The organism is Bifidobacterium vansinderenii (genome assembly GCF_002234915.1).
Lineage (GTDB): Bacteria > Actinomycetota > Actinomycetes > Actinomycetales > Bifidobacteriaceae > Galliscardovia > Galliscardovia vansinderenii.
Window position 1 is genome coordinate 66,827 of sequence record NZ_NEWD01000038.1, and the last position, 16,890, is coordinate 83,716.

At 62.6% G+C, this 16,890-nt stretch carries 17 protein-coding genes; 12 read left to right on the forward strand and 5 right to left on the reverse strand.

Annotated features, from left to right (window positions below; all coding sequences use genetic code 11):
* Positions 1–117 precede the first annotated feature (117 nt).
* Both gap and Tam10B_RS11150 read left to right on the forward strand, forming a co-directional pair.
* Positions 118–1,176 (forward strand): type I glyceraldehyde-3-phosphate dehydrogenase, encoded by a 1,059-nt coding sequence (gap, locus tag Tam10B_RS11145; RefSeq protein WP_093961308.1) that lies wholly within the window; start codon positions 118–120, stop codon positions 1,174–1,176.
* A 186-nt stretch (positions 1,177–1,362) separates the two neighbouring features.
* A complete protein-coding gene (locus tag Tam10B_RS11150) occupies positions 1,363–1,740 on the forward strand; it encodes an arsenate reductase family protein (protein WP_093961309.1) in 378 nt (125 codons plus the stop codon).
* Positions 1,741–1,772: 32 nt separating this feature from the next.
* On the opposite strand, the gene Tam10B_RS11155 is transcribed toward Tam10B_RS11150, so the two are convergent.
* The gene (locus Tam10B_RS11155) at positions 1,773–2,525 is read right to left on the reverse strand and encodes a thiamine diphosphokinase (RefSeq protein WP_093961434.1); all 753 of its coding nucleotides are present in this window, start codon (positions 2,523–2,525) and stop codon (positions 1,773–1,775) included.
* Positions 2,526–2,581: 56 nt separating this feature from the next.
* Complete coding sequence (locus Tam10B_RS11160) at positions 2,582–3,151, reverse strand: TetR/AcrR family transcriptional regulator (protein ID WP_093961310.1); 570 nt, start codon at positions 3,149–3,151, stop codon at positions 2,582–2,584.
* 244 nt (positions 3,152–3,395) lie between these two features.
* Here Tam10B_RS11160 and Tam10B_RS11165 point away from each other — a divergent pair, with 244 nt between their 5' ends.
* From Tam10B_RS11165 to Tam10B_RS11175, 3 genes are all read left to right on the forward strand, one after another.
* Positions 3,396–4,097 (forward strand): ABC transporter ATP-binding protein, encoded by a 702-nt coding sequence (locus Tam10B_RS11165; protein WP_093961311.1) that lies wholly within the window; start codon positions 3,396–3,398, stop codon positions 4,095–4,097.
* Positions 4,098–4,107: 10 nt separating this feature from the next.
* Complete coding sequence (locus Tam10B_RS11170; protein ID WP_093961312.1) at positions 4,108–7,131, forward strand: FtsX-like permease family protein; 3,024 nt, start codon at positions 4,108–4,110, stop codon at positions 7,129–7,131.
* 107 nt (positions 7,132–7,238) lie between these two features.
* A complete protein-coding gene (locus Tam10B_RS11175) occupies positions 7,239–7,643 on the forward strand; it encodes a pyridoxamine 5'-phosphate oxidase family protein (protein ID WP_093961313.1) in 405 nt (134 codons plus the stop codon).
* A 37-nt stretch (positions 7,644–7,680) separates the two neighbouring features.
* Here Tam10B_RS11175 and Tam10B_RS11180 read toward each other — a convergent pair whose 3' ends face one another.
* A complete protein-coding gene (locus Tam10B_RS11180; protein ID WP_093961314.1) occupies positions 7,681–9,450 on the reverse strand; it encodes a PH domain-containing protein in 1,770 nt (589 codons plus the stop codon).
* On the reverse strand, positions 9,450–9,950 hold the full coding sequence (locus Tam10B_RS11185; RefSeq protein ID WP_093961315.1) for a PH domain-containing protein: 501 nt from the start codon (positions 9,948–9,950) through the stop codon (positions 9,450–9,452). Before Tam10B_RS11185 ends, Tam10B_RS11180 begins: the two co-directional genes overlap by 1 nt.
* A gap of 120 nt (positions 9,951–10,070) precedes the next feature.
* Between Tam10B_RS11185 and Tam10B_RS11190 the strand changes: the two genes are divergently transcribed.
* On the forward strand, positions 10,071–10,868 hold the full coding sequence (locus Tam10B_RS11190; RefSeq protein ID WP_093961316.1) for a Cof-type HAD-IIB family hydrolase: 798 nt from the start codon (positions 10,071–10,073) through the stop codon (positions 10,866–10,868).
* Between the two features lie 60 nt (positions 10,869–10,928).
* Here Tam10B_RS11190 and Tam10B_RS11195 read toward each other — a convergent pair whose 3' ends face one another.
* Positions 10,929–11,282: a VOC family protein gene (locus Tam10B_RS11195; RefSeq protein WP_093961317.1), complete on the reverse strand. Its 354-nt coding sequence runs from the start codon at positions 11,280–11,282 to the stop codon at positions 10,929–10,931.
* A gap of 148 nt (positions 11,283–11,430) precedes the next feature.
* On the opposite strand from Tam10B_RS11195, the gene Tam10B_RS11200 reads away from it, so the two are divergent.
* The 6 genes from Tam10B_RS11200 (at position 11,431) to tnpB (ending at position 16,805) form a co-directional block, all read left to right on the forward strand.
* Positions 11,431–13,101 (forward strand): spermidine synthase, encoded by a 1,671-nt coding sequence (locus Tam10B_RS11200; RefSeq protein WP_233133707.1) that lies wholly within the window; start codon positions 11,431–11,433, stop codon positions 13,099–13,101.
* A gap of 363 nt (positions 13,102–13,464) precedes the next feature.
* Positions 13,465–14,208 carry a translation initiation factor IF-3 gene (infC, locus tag Tam10B_RS11205; protein WP_093961318.1) on the forward strand — a complete coding sequence of 248 codons (744 nt, stop codon included), beginning with the start codon at positions 13,465–13,467 and terminating at the stop codon, positions 14,206–14,208.
* Entirely contained in the window at positions 14,189–14,383 is a 195-nt protein-coding gene (rpmI, locus tag Tam10B_RS11210; RefSeq protein ID WP_093961319.1) for a 50S ribosomal protein L35, read from the forward strand. The genes infC and rpmI overlap by 20 nt, the downstream gene beginning before the upstream one ends.
* A gap of 48 nt (positions 14,384–14,431) precedes the next feature.
* On the forward strand, positions 14,432–14,815 hold the full coding sequence (gene rplT, locus Tam10B_RS11215) for a 50S ribosomal protein L20 (RefSeq protein WP_093961320.1): 384 nt from the start codon (positions 14,432–14,434) through the stop codon (positions 14,813–14,815).
* Positions 14,816–14,929: 114 nt separating this feature from the next.
* The gene (locus Tam10B_RS11220) at positions 14,930–15,511 is read left to right on the forward strand and encodes an IS607 family transposase (RefSeq protein WP_093961321.1); all 582 of its coding nucleotides are present in this window, start codon (positions 14,930–14,932) and stop codon (positions 15,509–15,511) included.
* A complete protein-coding gene (tnpB, locus tag Tam10B_RS11225; protein ID WP_093961322.1) occupies positions 15,504–16,805 on the forward strand; it encodes an IS607 family element RNA-guided endonuclease TnpB in 1,302 nt (433 codons plus the stop codon). The genes Tam10B_RS11220 and tnpB overlap by 8 nt, the downstream gene beginning before the upstream one ends.
* Positions 16,806–16,890 lie beyond the last annotated feature (85 nt).

The following is a 16,890-nucleotide window of genomic DNA, read 5'->3' on the forward strand; positions in this document are numbered from 1 at the left end:
AAAGTACAGATAACCAAGTAGTATGGGGGACGTTGGCAACAGCAGGCAGAGGTGTGCGAACGCTCACAAGGGCGTTCGCCTCATGCGCCCCCGCCACTTCCATTCAGGAGATAATAAATGACAGTAAAGATTGGTATCAACGGCTTTGGCCGCATCGGTCGTCTTGCTTTCCGCCGCATCTTCGAGCTTCAGGCTCGCGGTGGCCAGGCCAGCGATATTGAAGTCGCCGCCATCAACGATCTGACCACTCCCGCCACCCTGGCCTACCTGCTGAAGTATGACAGCACCCACGGCACCTTCCGTCACGACGACGGCACGCCGGTCGAGGTCACCTCCACCGACACCTCCATCGTGGTGGACGGCAAGGAGTACACCGTGTACGCCGAGAAGGATGCTAACAACATCCCGTGGGTCAAGAACGACGGTGTCGAGTACGTGCTCGAGTGCACTGGCTTCTACACCTCCGCTGAGAAGTCCCAGGCCCACATCAACGCCGGTGCCAAGAAGGTCCTCATCTCCGCTCCGGCCAAGGACGACACCACTCCGACCGTCGTCTTCGGTGTGAACCACGAGATCCTCAAGCCCACCGACGTGATCGTGTCCGCCGGTTCCTGCACCACCAACTCCATGGCCGCCATGGTGAAGCTGCTGCAGGAGAAGTGGGGCATCAAGGCCGGCTTCATGACCACCATCCACGCCTACACCGGCACCCAGATGATCCTCGACGGCCCGCGCGGCGCCAAGACCGGCCGCAACCTGCGCGCCGCCGGCATCAACACCATCGCCCACTCCACCGGTGCCGCCAAGGCCATCGGCAAGGTCGTGCCCGAGGTCAACGGCAAGCTGCAGGGCCACGCCCAGCGCATCCAGGTCCCGGACGGCTCCGTCACCGAGCTGACCTCCGTGCTCGAGAAGCCGGCCACCGCCGACGAGATCAACGCCGCCTTCAAGGAAGCCTTCTCCAACACCGAGTACTTCGGCTACAACGGTGACGGCATCGTGTCCTCCGACATCATCGGCGACACCCACGGTGGCGTGTTCGACCCGACCCAGACCGACGTCAACACCGTTGACGGCGTGACCCTGGCTCGTACGGTCACCTTCTACGACAACGAGTACGGCTTCACCTCCAACATGATCCGTACCCTGCTGTACTTCGCCGAGATCTCCGAGTGAGTATAGCGAGACGCTGATCGTTACTGATTAGTCAACAGAGGCCTCTTCCTCCGGGCGACCGGGGAAGAGGCCTTTTTCATCGGTCCCGTTCCTTTGACAAAGCCGCGCCGTGCCGGCCGTGCCGCGACGGGACGGAGCCGGCCACACCCATTCACCAACCCGACAACGACAGACAAGGATCCCATCATGACCCAACCGCTGTTTCTCTGCCATCCCCGTTGTTCCACCTGCGCCAAGGCGCGCACATGGATGACCGAGCATGGCATCGCCTACACGGAGCGAGACATCCGCACCGACAACCCCACCGTCGCCGAACTCACGCAATGGCACGCCGTCAGCGGCCTGCCCATCCGCCGCTTCTTCAACACCTCCGGACAGCTCTACCGCTCCATGGGCCTCAAGGACAGGCTCTCCGCCATGAGCGACGAGGACGCCATCGCCCTGCTCGCCACCGACGGCATGCTCGTCAAGCGCCCCCTGCTCATCATCGCCGACGACAGCGGCGCTCCCGGCACCGTTCTCGTCGGCTTCCGGCAGAACGAATGGGAGACCGCATTGCTGTAGAAGCGGAACGGTCCGCGGCATCGCCCCCGCTTCTATCGACGGGCCAGCAGTGCCGAGATCTCGGTGTCGAGCTCGCCCAGGGCGTCGGGACCCTCCGGTTCGCGCGTGGTGCGCCATACGGGTGCCGGAGCCGCGGAGTCGAAGGTAATGCTCAGCGTGCCGTCGCCGACTGAGATCGTTGCCGGACGGTCCGGCAGAAACTCGTTGCTCACGCCGAGCGCCCGCGTGTTGCGCAGCTCCACATCGCTCACCTCGTACTTGAGCCCTTGGATGCTTACGTGCCGGGCGCGGTCGGAGTGCGCGAACACCGAGACCATGCGGCGCTCCGGCGCGTCCCAGCCGGGAAAGCTTAGCGTGGCGTCGGCGATCGACGTGGCGACGAACCCATTGCCGTGCAGGAACCCGATACCGCTGTGATAGGCCATGCGGGCGAGCATCTGCATGTTCGCGATCGTGTGATCGAGACGCCCGCCGAGGCCTCCGTAGATATGGAATCGGCGTGCTCCCTGAGCCCAGCCGATCTTCACCGCCGAAAGCATGTCGGTCTCGTCCTTCTCACTAGGCAGGCGGGTGATGTTCCTCAGCCCGATGTACGCGGAGAAATCGTCGGCCACCGAATCGAAGTCACCGATGATGGCGTCGGTGTCGATGCCGTAGGCGCGCGTATGGTCGAGCCCACCGTCGGCGGCCACCACGTACGCCCCATGGGGGACGTACGGAATCTCGTCGTAGTATTCGCCGGCGCCGAAGATTACGCAGTCGGTGACGTCGCGCTCATGCGTCATGCCCATTTTTCGCACTCCTTGCTGTCGTCCTTGTCGTCATTGCTCCCGGTTCCCGGTCATGCCCGGGGAAGATTGGTGAATACACTGCCGAGGATGAAGGCGATGAACCTGTCGATCGGCATCCTGTTGCTCATCGACAGCCATGTGGTCACGGAGGCCACCAATCCGGACAGGTAGAACTCCTTGAGCAGACGGCGCTCGTCGTCGCTCATGTCGGGCGACTTCGTGATGCCGAGATACCGATCCACAAGCGGCCAGATGATCTCCTTGAACCGGGTGACGAACGTGGGATCACCCCTGTCGCCGAGCAGCACCGACATGTAGGCGGAATGCGACTTCGCCGCCTTGAGGATCACCCCCATGTTCGACTCGATGTCGATGCGATCGTCGTCCACGAGCATGTCGGCCACCAGATCGTCGATCATGTCCAGCAGACTCTCCTCGATCTGCGAGAACATGTCGCGCACATCACGGTAATACAGATAGAACGTACCGCGGTTGTAGCCTGCCTTCTCCGTGATCTCACGTACCGTGATCTTCTCGATCGGCCTGGTGCGGTACATCGACCAGAACGCCTTGCACAGCATAGCCTTGGTCCGTTCGGTCACCTGTGGCTGTTTGTTCATGATCGCCGCCTCCTGTTCGCTATCCGATACGCGTCGTCGGCATCGATGAACCGGCCATACGCCCACGACGTCGGGAGCGTGTCGCGTGTTGTGCATCGACGCCGATCGGTTCAGCCCCAACCGTTTGCCGGACCATCACTCAACATCATGTGCCTGACGTGTTGAGCGATGGCCGTCAACGTTGCCGATACAGTGATTGTATAACACAACATGATGTTCAGTGACGAGCCTCGGGAGGTGTGTGATGGCGTACATCGAATTCAGCGACGTGACCAAGCAATACGGTGCCGGCGACACGGCGATCCTCGCGCTCGACAAGGCGTCGTTCGTCGTGGAGAAGGGAGAGCTGGCCGTGGTGCTCGGCGCATCCGGCGCCGGCAAGACCACGGCACTGAACATCCTCGGCGGCATGGATCGCGCCACGTCCGGCACAGTGACCGTGGACGGACGCGACATCACCACATGCACCGAGAACGAACTCGTGGACTACCGACGCTTCGACGTCGGATTCGTGTTCCAGTTCTACAACCTCGTCCCCAACCTCACCGCGCTCGAAAACGTGGAGCTCGCCTCCCAGATCTGCGAGCGCGCCTTCGACCCCGCGCAGACGCTCGCCAAGGTCGGACTCGAACATCGCATGATGAACTTCCCCGCGCAACTGTCCGGCGGAGAACAGCAGCGCGTATCCATCGCCCGCGCGCTCGCCAAGAACCCCAAACTGCTGCTGTGCGACGAGCCGACCGGCGCGCTCGACTACGCCACCGGCAAGCAGATCCTTCAGCTCCTGCAGGACACCTGCCGCAGGGACGGCATCACCGTGGTGCTCATCACGCACAACTCCGCGCTCGCCCCCATGGCCGACCGGCTGATCCGATTTCGTTCGGGCACGGTGACCGACATGACCTTCAATCCGCATCCCACGCCCATCGCCGACATCGAATGGTGAGGTGAGCACAATGACCCAGCAGGCACAATCCGGAATCCGGCGGAGGCCGGTGCGTCGCCGCCCCGCGCATTCGGCCAAGGGACGGCGTCCGCCACGATTCAACACCGCGTTCGGCAAGGACATCCGTCGTACGATCGCGCACAACGGCAAACGATTCGTCTCGATCCTCAGCATCACGGCGCTCGGCGTGACCATGGCCACCGGCCTGCACGCAGCCTGCGACGATCTGCTCCGATCCGCCGACTCGTTCTTCGACCGGCAGAACCTGTACGACGTCTCCGTCGTCTCCACCATGGGTCTCACCGAAGACGACATCAACGCGCTCGCCAAGGTCAAGGGCGTGGACGACGTGCGCGGGGGACATTCCGAAGAGGTCGGCGTCACCGTTGACGGAGGCAAGACCACGGCCACGCTCAGCCAGATCGTCACCGGCTTCAACACGCCGTACGTGCTCGATGGGCGTCTGCCGAACAATGGCGACGAGGTCGCGACCACCTCCGCCTATCTCAACGACAGTGGCGCGAAGATCGGCGACAAGGTGAGCTTCGGAACCGCGGCGACGGAAAAGGATGATGATACGGCGTCCGGCTCCACTGAGATCTTCGCCCGCCGCGACTACACGATCGTCGGCACGGTGATCGACCCGACCAACACCAACAACAGCGAAGGCGCCACCGCGTTCCGCGACACCTCCACGACCCCCGACTACACGTTCTTCACCACGGCGGCAGCGGTGAACGATTCGGCGAAGGACGTCTATACGGCAGCCTACGTGCACGTCGACGGATCCACGACCGAACGTGCCTACTCCGACGGATACACGAACCTGGTGGACGGCGCCAAGACCGCGATCGAAGCCATCCAATCCGACCGGGAGACGGCACGGACGCAGGCGCTCAAGGCCGACGCCCACGCCACCGTGGACGAGGAGGAAAGCAAGGCCAACGACGAACTCGGCAACGCGCAGACGCAGATCGACAACGCCCGCGCCGAACTCACCGACCAGCAGAACCGGATCGACGAACAGGAACGGCAGCTGGACGCGCAGGAGGAACAGCTGAAGGCCGCGCAGAGCGCCGAACAGGCGAACGGGCAGACGGAGCGGAACTCCCGAACCTCCGCGCAGAGCGCCCAGACACAGGCCCAGCTGCAGGCGGCCCAGGCCCAAGCCGAAGCAGCGGCCCAGCAGATCGCCGAAGGCCGCGCGCAGATCGAATCCGCAAAACAGCAGATCGCCGAAGCGCAAAGCCAGCTCGACGCCCGGCAGACGGAACTCGACCAGAAGAAGGCCGAGGCCCAGCAGAAGATCACGGACGCGCGCGCCGACGTGGAGAACATCGCCGACGCACGCTGGTACGTGCGCGATCGCATGGCCCTCGGCGGCTATGCCAGCATCGACAGCGACACCAAATCCATCAACGCCATCGGCACCGTCTTCCCCGTCATGTTCCTGCTGGTCGCCGTGCTCATCAGCCTCACCGCCATCACCCGCATGGTGGAGGAGGACCGCGGTCTGATCGGCACCTACAAGGCGCTCGGCTACCGTCGAAGCGAGATCCTGCGCAAATACGTGGTCTACGCGCTGCTCGCCTGCCTCGCCGGTGGGATCCTCGGCGATCTGCTCGGGTTCATCGCCATGCCCAAAATCATCTTCTCGATCTTCGAAACCATGTACCTGCTGCCGGCGTTCACTCTGCACTTCGACTGGGTGTACGGCCTGACGAGCGTCGCCCTGTTCGTCGTCGCCATCGTGGGCAGTGCCATCTGGTCGTGCCGCAGCGAACTGCGCCTCAGCCCGGCCGCACTCATGCGCCCCAAGGCGCCGCGGGCCGGCAAACGCATCCTGCTCGAACGCATCGGATTCCTCTGGAAGCGCATGTCGTTCCTCAACAAGGTGACCGCGCGCAACCTGTTCCGCTACAAGTCCCGGGCATTCATGACCATCGCCGGCATCATGGGTTGCACCATGCTGCTCATGTGCGGATTCGCCATCAAGGACTCCGTCGTCGAACTCTCGCCCAGCCAGTACGGAGGCGTCTACGACTACGATCTCATGGCCGTCACCGGCGAGAACGACCACGATTCCGCACTTGACGAGCTGCGGCAGAACAAGCAAGTCAAGGACGTGCAGTCCGTGCGCATCGACTCCGGCACGCTCAACGCCATCGGCGGCAACCGCGAGGAAAGCGTGCAGATCATGGTCGTGCCCAAGGGCGGCGATATCAGCGGATACATCCATCTGCGCGAGGCGCAGAGCGACTACAGCGCGGCGATCGGCGGGGGAGCGCCGGTGACGCTGTCCGACACCGGCGTGGCCGTCACCAAGAACGCGCAGCAGATGCTGGGCCTCGCCGAAGGAGGCCAGGCGCATCTCAAGGACTCCTCGCTCAACGGCGTGAACGTGACCGTCGACTCGGTGGTCGAAAACTACCTCGGCAACACCGTGTACATGACGCAGCCGCTGTACGAGAAGCTCTTCGGCGAATACAAGGCCAACGGCATGCTCGCCCACCTCAACGGCGACCCGGCCGGGCAGATCGACTTCTCCGACACGCTCCGGCACGACGACCGCTACCTGTCCGTCACGAGCACCGCCGAACTCGTGCGCGACTTCCGGAAGAACTTCACGCTCATCAACACCGTGGTCTACGTGCTGCTCGTGCTCGCCGGCGCCCTCGCCTTCGTGGTGCTGTTCACCCTGGGCACCACGAACATCTCCGAACGGCAGCGCGAACTCGCCACCATCAAGGTGCTCGGCTTCCGCAAGGGCGAGGTGCGGCACTACGTGAACAAGGAGATGATCATCCTCACCCTGATCGGCGTGGCTCTCGGACTGCCGTTCGGCCGACTCGTGGCCGAAGGCTTCACCGTGGCACTGCGCATGCCGAGCATGTACTTCGCCGTGCACGCGCACTGGATCAGCTACGTATACTCCGCGGCGCTCGCGCTCGGCTTCGCGCTGATCGTCACCCTGGTGACCAACCGCATGCTCGACCGCATCGACATGGTCTCCGCGCTGAAGAGCCCGGAATAGACCCGATCGGCGCGGAGTGATGTTTCTCACAGGCTGAAATCCTGCGCGCCATCGACGTTGCAGAGTAGGGTAGACAGCGGACAGAAACGAACGTTGAAAGGACGCATATGGCAACGCTCACCGCTGAGATGAAGACCTTCATCGAGAACAACCTGGGCTGGATCGCCACCCAGAACGAGGACGGCACGCTGGATCTCGGTCCGAAGATGTCGCTGTTCGTGCTCGACGACAACCACATCGCCTACCACGAGCGCACCGCCGGCCAGGCCTACAAGAACCTGCAGGCCAATGGCAAGCTCGTCATCGCCTTCGCCAACCTGGCGGAGAAGAAGGGCTACCGCTTCCGTGGCAACGTGGTGCTGCACACCGACGACGCCATCTACGAGGAGCAGGTGAAGGTGGCCGAGGAGAAGGGCACCAAGAAGCCCGCCGCCATCCCGGTGCTCGAGATCACCGAGATCGAGGACCTCGCCTCCGGCCCGACCGCCGGCAAGACCATCGCCAAGGACTGACGGCAAAGGACTGATCCCGTTCCCCGCCGATCGTCGATCATCCTTCGACCGATTCCAGGGTCTCCCACAGGGGAGACCCTTTTTCATGCTCTGTCGTCGTCCCCGAGTGCTCCCTCCGTGTGGGGCCGCCGGCCGTCTTTTCGACATCCGCCGCCCAGTCGTGTAGCCGCTGTGCCTCGCCGGACCTGATCACGCTGAACCGCAGCCACGAATACCCGTTCATCACGAACAACGGCAGATCCAGCGACTCCACTCCTGCGGCAAGTCTCCACGGCAGCACACGGCGCAACACACATTGAATACGCGACCGGTGTGTGAACATCGTGACGAACCCGGCTCCGCGGGCGCCCGTGACGACGATCCGCTCGCTGTCGAGCAGCTCATATCCTTCCGAACGCAGCTTCAGCCAGCGGCACAGGCACAGACGTCCGCCGAACAACACCGGTATCAGGGCCAGCCACAGCAGCCAGACGATTCGGAACGAACCCATGAGCGAATCCGGATCCGTTCCGCCCGACAACGTCACCATGCTCATTGACATCCCGCTGTGTGAGGCACGGAAGGAGGCGAACGCCATTACGCCGGTCACGATCGCAGCCACGGCGATGACCGTGCCCAATAGGGGAGCGAGCAGCAGATACCGGCCCAGTCCACGCGCCGTGCGGCGTATGTGCGGGCATGCGAGATCCCATTCCGGCAGCATGCTCCGCAATGTCCCATACAGTCTCCGATCGGCGATGACCGGGAGAATGCCGCCGTGCATACGCTTGTCCTCGTCGTCATGGGGTGCGCCCGTCGTGGCCAGCCCCACCTGGACCGAACTCAGATGCAGCAGTCTGCGCAGCACCGACTGTTGTACGGTGATGGTCTGAATGCGGCGGACCGGAATCGTCACCGACCTGCGGGTGAATAGCCCCCTCACGATGATTAGTTCACCGCCACGCCGCCACACCTCGAACCGGTAGTATCGCATCAGCGATCTGACGATGCTGACGGCCAGCATCGACGCCAGGACCAGCATGATCGTCAATACGATGCTCAACGTGCTGTGCGTAGACAGACGGATGACGGAATCCTGCGCGGAATCGTAGACGCTTCCCGGAATCACGTCGTGCAGGTTCTGCACGAACCCGTAGAGGACCGCCAACGCGGCGAGGAATCCAAGATCGGTTACGGCGAACAGCAGCGTGTCGCGGGTCGATGCGCGGAACACCAGGGTCCGTTTGATGGCGATGTTGCCATCATCATCGACCGCCAAACGGGGGCGTTGGCCGGCAACGGTATCTGTAGTCGGCATGGCGCAGTCCGCCGTCGCATTCCGGCGTAGTTGTTCCAGACGATCCGGCAGCTTCTCCGGGACTGCGAACAGGGTGATCGACGAACCATCCGACGAACCGCCCGAATCCACGGTCACCGTCACCAGACCGAACGGTCGGAGCATTATCGGTGACGAAACGTTGACGGCATGCATGTGATCGTAGGGAATGGTCGTGCGCGTTGTGGTGAACAGACCGGATCTGACCGTGAGCGCATCGTCACCCAGCCGGTACCGTCTTGCCGACCACGAGGCAACACGGCAGATGACGCCGACGATCAGCGTCGCCGCAGTGATCGCGCATATGAGCCGGAACGACAGATGGAATCTGGAGAACACCACCAGCATGGAGACGACGAATCCGATGATCCTCTTTCCCCATCCGTAGATGTCGAGAATCAGCGACAGGGGGTGCGTTCGATGCCATAGCTGCTCCGATACGTCACAAGTCGTGGAATCGGGCGCCGGCATGGTGATCCGGAACAGGCCCATCACACGTCATCCCTCGACGCCAGCACGCGGGCGCTGATCTGTTCGACGATCGCGGCCGCCTGCGTATTCTCCAACGCGGGGATCTCATGCTCGCTCACGGCGGTATGAATCTCCACCGCCGTCAGACCGAACCGGCGCAGCAACGGCCCCTGCCGGGTTTCCACATGCTGCACCCGGTTATAGGGGATCGTCGTGGTCGTGCGAAACAGCCATCCCCGATGCAGCATCACGTCATGCCCGCCGATCGAATACCGGTTGAATCGGTACGCGTATCGCGTGCGCAACGGTTGGGTGGCCAGTTCCAGCGCCGCCAGCACGACGATGGACGTCAAAGCCAGCGCATGGCACCATGACCACCATCGGATGACGTGGAAGACAACAGCCGCCAGCCCGCAGACCGCCATGACGCACAGATCCATGATCAGCGACCGCAGCATCCACACCCGTCTGACGGCATCGGGTAGCCGTCGCCATGGCCGTGCTGTGTCTGATTGCGTCATGAAACCCCCTCGAACGACGTTGCACTACAGAATAGTGGACGTGGTCGATAGGCGGATATGGGTGGGAAGCTTGATAAGCTGAGGCCGGAAGCACAATGAAGGCAACCGAGGAGATCACTCATGGCACAGCAGATCAAGGCCGCGTTCTTCGACATCGACGGCACACTCACCAGCTTCAAGACCCATGAGGTTCCGCAGTCCACCAAGGACGCCATCGACGCGCTCAAGGCCAAGGACATCAAGGTGTTCATCGCCACCGGACGCTCGCCTACGCAGATGGGCGTCGTCACCGAACATCTCGGCATCACCTTCGACGGTTACATGACCATGACCGGCCAGTACTGCTTCGACTCCAACGGGTTCCTCTTCAAACACGACATCGACAAGCAGGACCTTCGCATCTTCCTCGACTACCTCGCTGCCCATCCCGAGGTCGGCGCGAACTTCGCCGAAGAGGACTACGTGTACTTCAACCAGATCAACGAGACGATCCGCATCCAGTATGCGGGACTCGGATCCACCGCCCCCTCGCTGGTGATCGACGACGTGAACCGCGTGTTCGACCACCCCACCTACCAGTTCAGCGCGTTCGTCGGCGAAGACGAGGAACGGCGCATCGTCGACATGCTGCCTAACTGCCGTTCGGTGCGCTGGCACCCCATGTTCTGCGACTTCATCCCCGCCGACGGAGGCAAGCCCGCCGGCATCAGGGCATTCCTGAAGCTCTACGGATTCACACGTGAGGAATGCATCGCGTTCGGCGACGGCGGCAACGACGCCGACATGCTCGCCTACGCCGGCATCGGCGTGGCCATGGGCAACGGCGGCGAGTCGGCAAAGGCCACCGCCGACTACATCACCGCCGACGTGGATGACGACGGCATTCTCAAGGCGCTGCAGCACTTCCACGTTCTGTGAGTATATGATCGCGTCCGGGCCGCTCGCGCTGCAACGGCCCGGACGCCCCGGATGATTCGGCTAGTGAGAGCAGGCCTCGATGTTGTTGCCCTCGGGATCGTGCACGAACGCCGCATAGTACGTCGGTCCGTAGTTCGGGCGCGGACCGGGCGCGCCGTTGTCGGTGCCGCCGGCCGCCAGACCGGCCTCATGGAACGCCTTGATCGCATCCTCGTCGCCGACGAACGCCACATGCACGGGGACCACATCGCCATCCGTGCCGCTCACCCACACGCTGCTGCCGTCCGAAGACGCGAACTGCACCGCTCCAGGAAACTCCACGCCCTTCGCATAGCCGAGCGGAGCGAGCGCCGCCTCATAGAACGCGGCCTCCTTCTCGAAATCCCTCACCTTGATCGTCAGATGGTCGATCATCGCGTCCTCCTTCATCGTTGATGGAACATGACACCCACAATTCTAGACTTCTCTCCATAATTGGGTGGGACAACCATGTGGGATGGCACAGTCATACAGCCATGTGGAACGCCATCACCAACGCAACGCAAGGCGGGGAACACGGAACATGAGGAAGAACGAAACGAACAACCGACCGATCCTGAAATCGAAGACCTTCCTCTACGTCACCGAATTCTTCTCCGGCATGGCGGTCATGGCCGCCGAACTCGGCGCATCGCGACTGCTCGCCCCATACTTCTCCAGTTCGCAGATCGTATGGACCATCATCATCGGCACCATCATGATCGCCCTCGCCCTGGGCGCCGTGGTCGGCGGACGCTGGGCAGACCGCAACCCTGACCCCGACCTGCTCTACCGTCGCATCGCCATCGCCGCCGTGTGGATCGCGCTGATCCCGCTCGTCGGCAAATACCTGATCCTGCTCATCTCAGGACTGCTGATCGTCACCGTCTCCACGAACTTCCTCGTCATCGCCGCGTTCATCAGCTGCATGATCATCTTCGTGCCGCCGCTCTTCCTGCTCGGCACCGTCACCCCCGGACTGGTCAAGTTCACCACCGACTCGCTCGACGACAACGCCACCATCGTCGGCCGTCTCTCCGCATGCAACACGGCCGGCTCCATCCTCGGCACGTTCCTGCCCACGTTCGTCACCATTCCCGCGGTAGGCACGTTCGTCACCTTCCTCATCTTCTCCGGCCTGTTGCTCGCCATAGCCTTGGCCTACTTCATCGCCTCGCGCATCAAGCCGATCACCGGAGCCGTATGCACCGTGCTGTTCATTGGCTCGGCCGTCTGCTCGCCCATGAGCGGGTTCGCGTTCTGGGAGAACAACCTCGCCTACGAGGGCGAATCCATCTACAACTATCTGCAGGTCAAGAACCTCGCCGACCGCACCATCCTGTCTACCAACGTGCTGTTCGGCGTGCAATCCGTCACCATGAAATCCGAAGGCCTCACAGGCATGTACTACGACACCGCCCTGGCTGCACCCGCGCTCGCCGACCACGCCGACTCCGCGTTGATCCTCGGCATGGGAACCGGTACGTACGCCCGGCAGCTGCGCCGGTACTATCCCGACATGAAGGTGCAGGGCGTGGAGATCGACGGGAAGATCACGCGACTGGCGGGGGAGTACTTCGACGAGCCGAGCGACATTCCGGTGAGCACGTACGACGGTCGCGCATGGCTGGCCGCCAGCGACGACACGTACGACGTGATCATGGTCGACGCGTATCAGGACATCACGATCCCGTTCCAGATGAGTAGTGTCGAGTTCTTTCGCATGGTGCAGCGTCATCTCAACCCGGGCGGTGTGATGGTGGTGAACATGAACATGATCTCCGATGGCGAGGGATCTATCAACGAATCCCTGCAGGCCACCATCGCCTCCGTGTTCGGCAGCGGCAACGTGATCACCGCCGACGTGCCCGGTACCACCAACCGCGAGCTGTTCGCCAAGACTCAGGGAGAGGACAAGTCGTTCAGGGGTGTGAGCGATCTGGCCAAGGATTCCAAGGCGATACCGCTGCGTGCCATCACCTACATTCGCACGCACGATTCCGAGCTGCGCGACTACATGTCCGACGTGGCGCATCGGTTTGTGAAGGTGGAGGAGCCGGACTCCGACAGTCCGCTCATCCTCACCGACGACAAGGCCCCCGTGGAACTGCTCGGCATGCGCGCCATCGACCAGCTCATCGCCGAGGAGGCCGGCCCCTACCGGAAGATCCTGAAGGAGCAGGGCATCCAGGGACTGCTCGACGCGGTACGCTGACGTTCCTCCGACCGGTGCCGCGGCTGGTCGGGAACGTCGGGGACACGACACGCGCCACGCCGGTTGCATAACAGAAAAACCGTGGTATTATCTTCAAGGCTTGAGAAATCAAGAAAGTGGAGAAATCCCACCTGGAAGCCTCTTATGGCCTCGGGTCCAAGGCCTACAGCCTTCCGAACCGTCGATCAAGGGCAATGCCTGATTGTTGGATTCGGCCGGCAACGTCGGAATGCACGACGTGCCGAGGAATCGTGCATCGTTCATCGATGTGCTCAGGATTCCGCACACGTATGGTCGCCGCGAAGCATGCCTTCGTGAATGGTGATCGGTTGGACGTGTGAACGCTGTATGTTTCGGACGCAGATGGAATTTCGCCGGGCAGTAGGGAATGGAGTCATCATTAGCGCCGAACCACGTATCAACGAAGAGATTCGCGTACCGCAAGTACGCCTGATCGGCCCGAAGGGCGAGCAGGTGGGCGTCATCGCGACCTCTGTCGCGCTGAATCTTGCGCGTGAGGCCAACCTCGATCTCGTCGAGGTGGCGCCGAATGCGAAGCCTCCGGTGGCCAAGCTCATTGACTACGGCAAGTACAAGTACAACGAGAAGATCAAGGCTCGTGAGGCTCGCCGTAACCAGAGCACCGCGGAGATCAAGGAGATTCGTTTCCGCCTGAAGATCGACGACCATGACTTCGACGTCAAGAAGGGTCATGTCGAGCGGTTCCTTTCCGGCGGCGACAAGGTCAAGGTCACCATTATGCTGCGTGGCCGCGAGCAGTCCCGTCCGATCGGCGGTGTGGAGCTGCTGCGTCGTCTTGCCGACGAGGTGGCCGAGCTGGGTACGATCGAATCCCAGCCGCGTCAGGAAGGCCGCAACATCATCATGGTGCTGGCCCCCAAGGGCAAGAAGGTGCACACCCAGTCCGAACAGCGCCGTCGTGGCGCCTCCGCCCGCGCGGAACGCCAGGCCCGTCAGGCCGCGCGACTGGCCGCGAAGAAGGAAGCCCAGGCCGAGGCCGCAGCCGAGGCCCATGCCGAACTGAACAAGACTTCCGTGAAGGAACATACTCAAAAGGAGGGCAGCAATGCCGAAGATGAAAAGTAACTCCGCTGCATCCAAGCGCGTCCGCGTCACCGGTACGGGCAAGCTGATGCACGCTGGTAGCTCCATGCGCCACAACCTTGAGCACAAGTCGGCTCGTATGCGCCGCGCTCTGAAGGCCGACAAGGTGCTGGCCAAGACCCAGACCGCCAACCTGAAGAACATGCTCAACCACTGATCCGTGGTCTGCACAGAAGACGACTTAGGAAAGCTGAGGAATTAAGATATGGCACGTGTCAAGCGCGCAGTCAACGCCAAGAAGAAGCGTCGCGTCGTTCTCGAGAGGGCTTCGGGCTACCGTGGCCAGCGCTCCCGCCTGTACCGCAAGGCCAAGGAACAGCTGCTGCACTCCTTTAACTACAACTTCCGCGACCGCAAGGCTCGCAAGGGTGACTTCCGCAAGCTGTGGATCCAGCGTATCAACGCTGCCGTCCGCGCCGAAGGCATCACCTACAACCGCTTCATCCAGGGTCTGCGTCTGGCCGACATCGATCTCGACCGTCGCGCTCTGGCCGAGCTGGCCGTCTCCGATCCGGAGACCTTCAAGACCATCGTCGAGGCCGCCAAGGCCGCTCTGCCCGAGGACGTGAACGCCCCGGTCAACGCCTGATTCGTTTTCAGGTTCGATGATTGAAAACCCCGCCACGCTGTTTCGCGCGGCGGGGTTTTGAATTGTTGTGTTATTGGCTTGTTTTTCTTTGTTCGCCAGTGTTATGATTTGTTCATGCGTGTCAGGGAATGGGCGGCCCGTGAGGGTTTGAACGAGCAGACGGTGTGGAAGTGGTGTCGTGAGAATCGTATGCCCGTGCCGTTCGAGCGTTCGAACGGAGTGTGGCTCATCCACGACCCGAAATACGAGAGGTCTGATGCGCCCGTCGCGGGCTCGCGCACCGTATGTTATGCGCGCGTATCCTCCGCGGATCAGAAAGCGGATCTGCGACGTCAGGCGGATCGATTGAAAGCGTTCGCCATCGCCATGGATGTCGAGAACCCGGAGACGGTCATGGAGACCGGTTCGGGCGTGAACGACAGGCGTCGCAAGCTCAACCGGATTCTCTCCGACCCGAGCGTAGGTACCATCATCGTGGAACACAGGGATCGTCTCGCCCGCATGAACGCCGGACTCGTCGAGTCCGCGCTGAAAGCCTCCGGCCGTCGTCTCGTCGTCGTGGATGATACGGAACTTGACGATGATCTGGTACGTGACATGACCGAGGTGTTGACCTCGTTCTGCGCGCGCCTGTACGGGCGTCGCGCGGCGAGGAGCAAGGTGAAGGCCGCGATGGAGGCGGCGGAGAATGCTTGAGGCCGTCAAGGTGGCGCTGGATCCCACTCCCGCGCAGGAGCGCGGGCTCATGTCGCATGCGGGCGCGGCCCGGTTCGCGTTCAACGCGGGGTTGGCGCACGTCAGGGAGACCATTGAGGCCAAGGGGAAGCCGGAGTGGTCGCTGTATGCGCTGCGTCGCTGGTGGAACGCGAACAAGGACGCGCTGGCCGTGGATGTGGACGGCATGCCATGGTGGCGGGAGAACAGCAAGGAATCCTACAACAGCGGGCTGGAAGCGCTGTCGGATGCGTTGTCGAACTGGTCGAAAAGCCGCCGTGGGTTGCGCAAGGGGCGTAGGGTCGGGTTCCCGAGATTCAGGTCCAAGGACAGGACGCCGCCGCGCTTCGCGTACACGACCGGGTCGTTCGGCCTCGTCGGGGATGACCCGAAGGCGTTGAAGCTGCCGCGCATCGGGCGTGTCCACTGCATGGAGAACGTTGCGAAACGGGTCGGAGGCGCGAGGGTGCTGCGCATGACCGTCAGCCGGCATGCGGGCCGCTGGTACGCGTCCCTGACCGTGGAACGACCGGACGTGAGACCCATCCGCCCGCCAAGGGGCGAGGCGGTCGGCATCGACCTGGGCGTCAGGACCCTGGCGACGCTCTCGGACGGCACCGTCATCCCGAATCCGCATGCGCTCAGGGCCGGCGAACGTCGATTGAAGCGCGCGCAGAAGTCGTTGAGCCGCAAAACGAAGGGATCACATCGGAGGCACGACGCGCGCGAGCGGGTCGCCCGGCTGCACGCCCGCGTCGCCGACCGGCGCCGTGACCTGTTGCACAGGCTCACCACGATGCTCGCATCCACGTACTCGGACATCTCGATCGAGGATCTGAACGTGGCCGGCATGGTCAAAAACCATCGGCTCGCCAAGGCCGTCATGGACGTGTCGTTCGCCGAGCTGCGCCGCCAATTGGAGTACAAGACCGTCCGCACGGGCGCGAGACTGCACGTCATCGACCGTTGGTATCCCAGTTCGAAACGCTGCTCGAACTGCGGGAGGGTGAAAGCCAAGCTCTCCCTGGGCGAGCGCATCTACCACTGCGAAGCCTGCGGACTGACCATCGACCGTGACCTGAACGCGGCCGTCAACATCCAGGTCGCCGGGAGTGCCCCGGAGACCCTAAACGCGCATGGAGGGACCGGAAGACGGAACGACGCCTCGCGTCGCGCAACGCAGGACCCGGTGAAGTGCGAACCAAGCAACGGCGACAGCCGTGTGAGACTTGGAGCGGACGCCCGCAAGGGCGTCCTACAAGCTAGAACAAACTAACTTGCAACGGTTTTCTGATATCGGGCGCGATGTCCGACGGCGCCGAACGATGCCGATTGACATGGATGAGTGGATGATACGGATA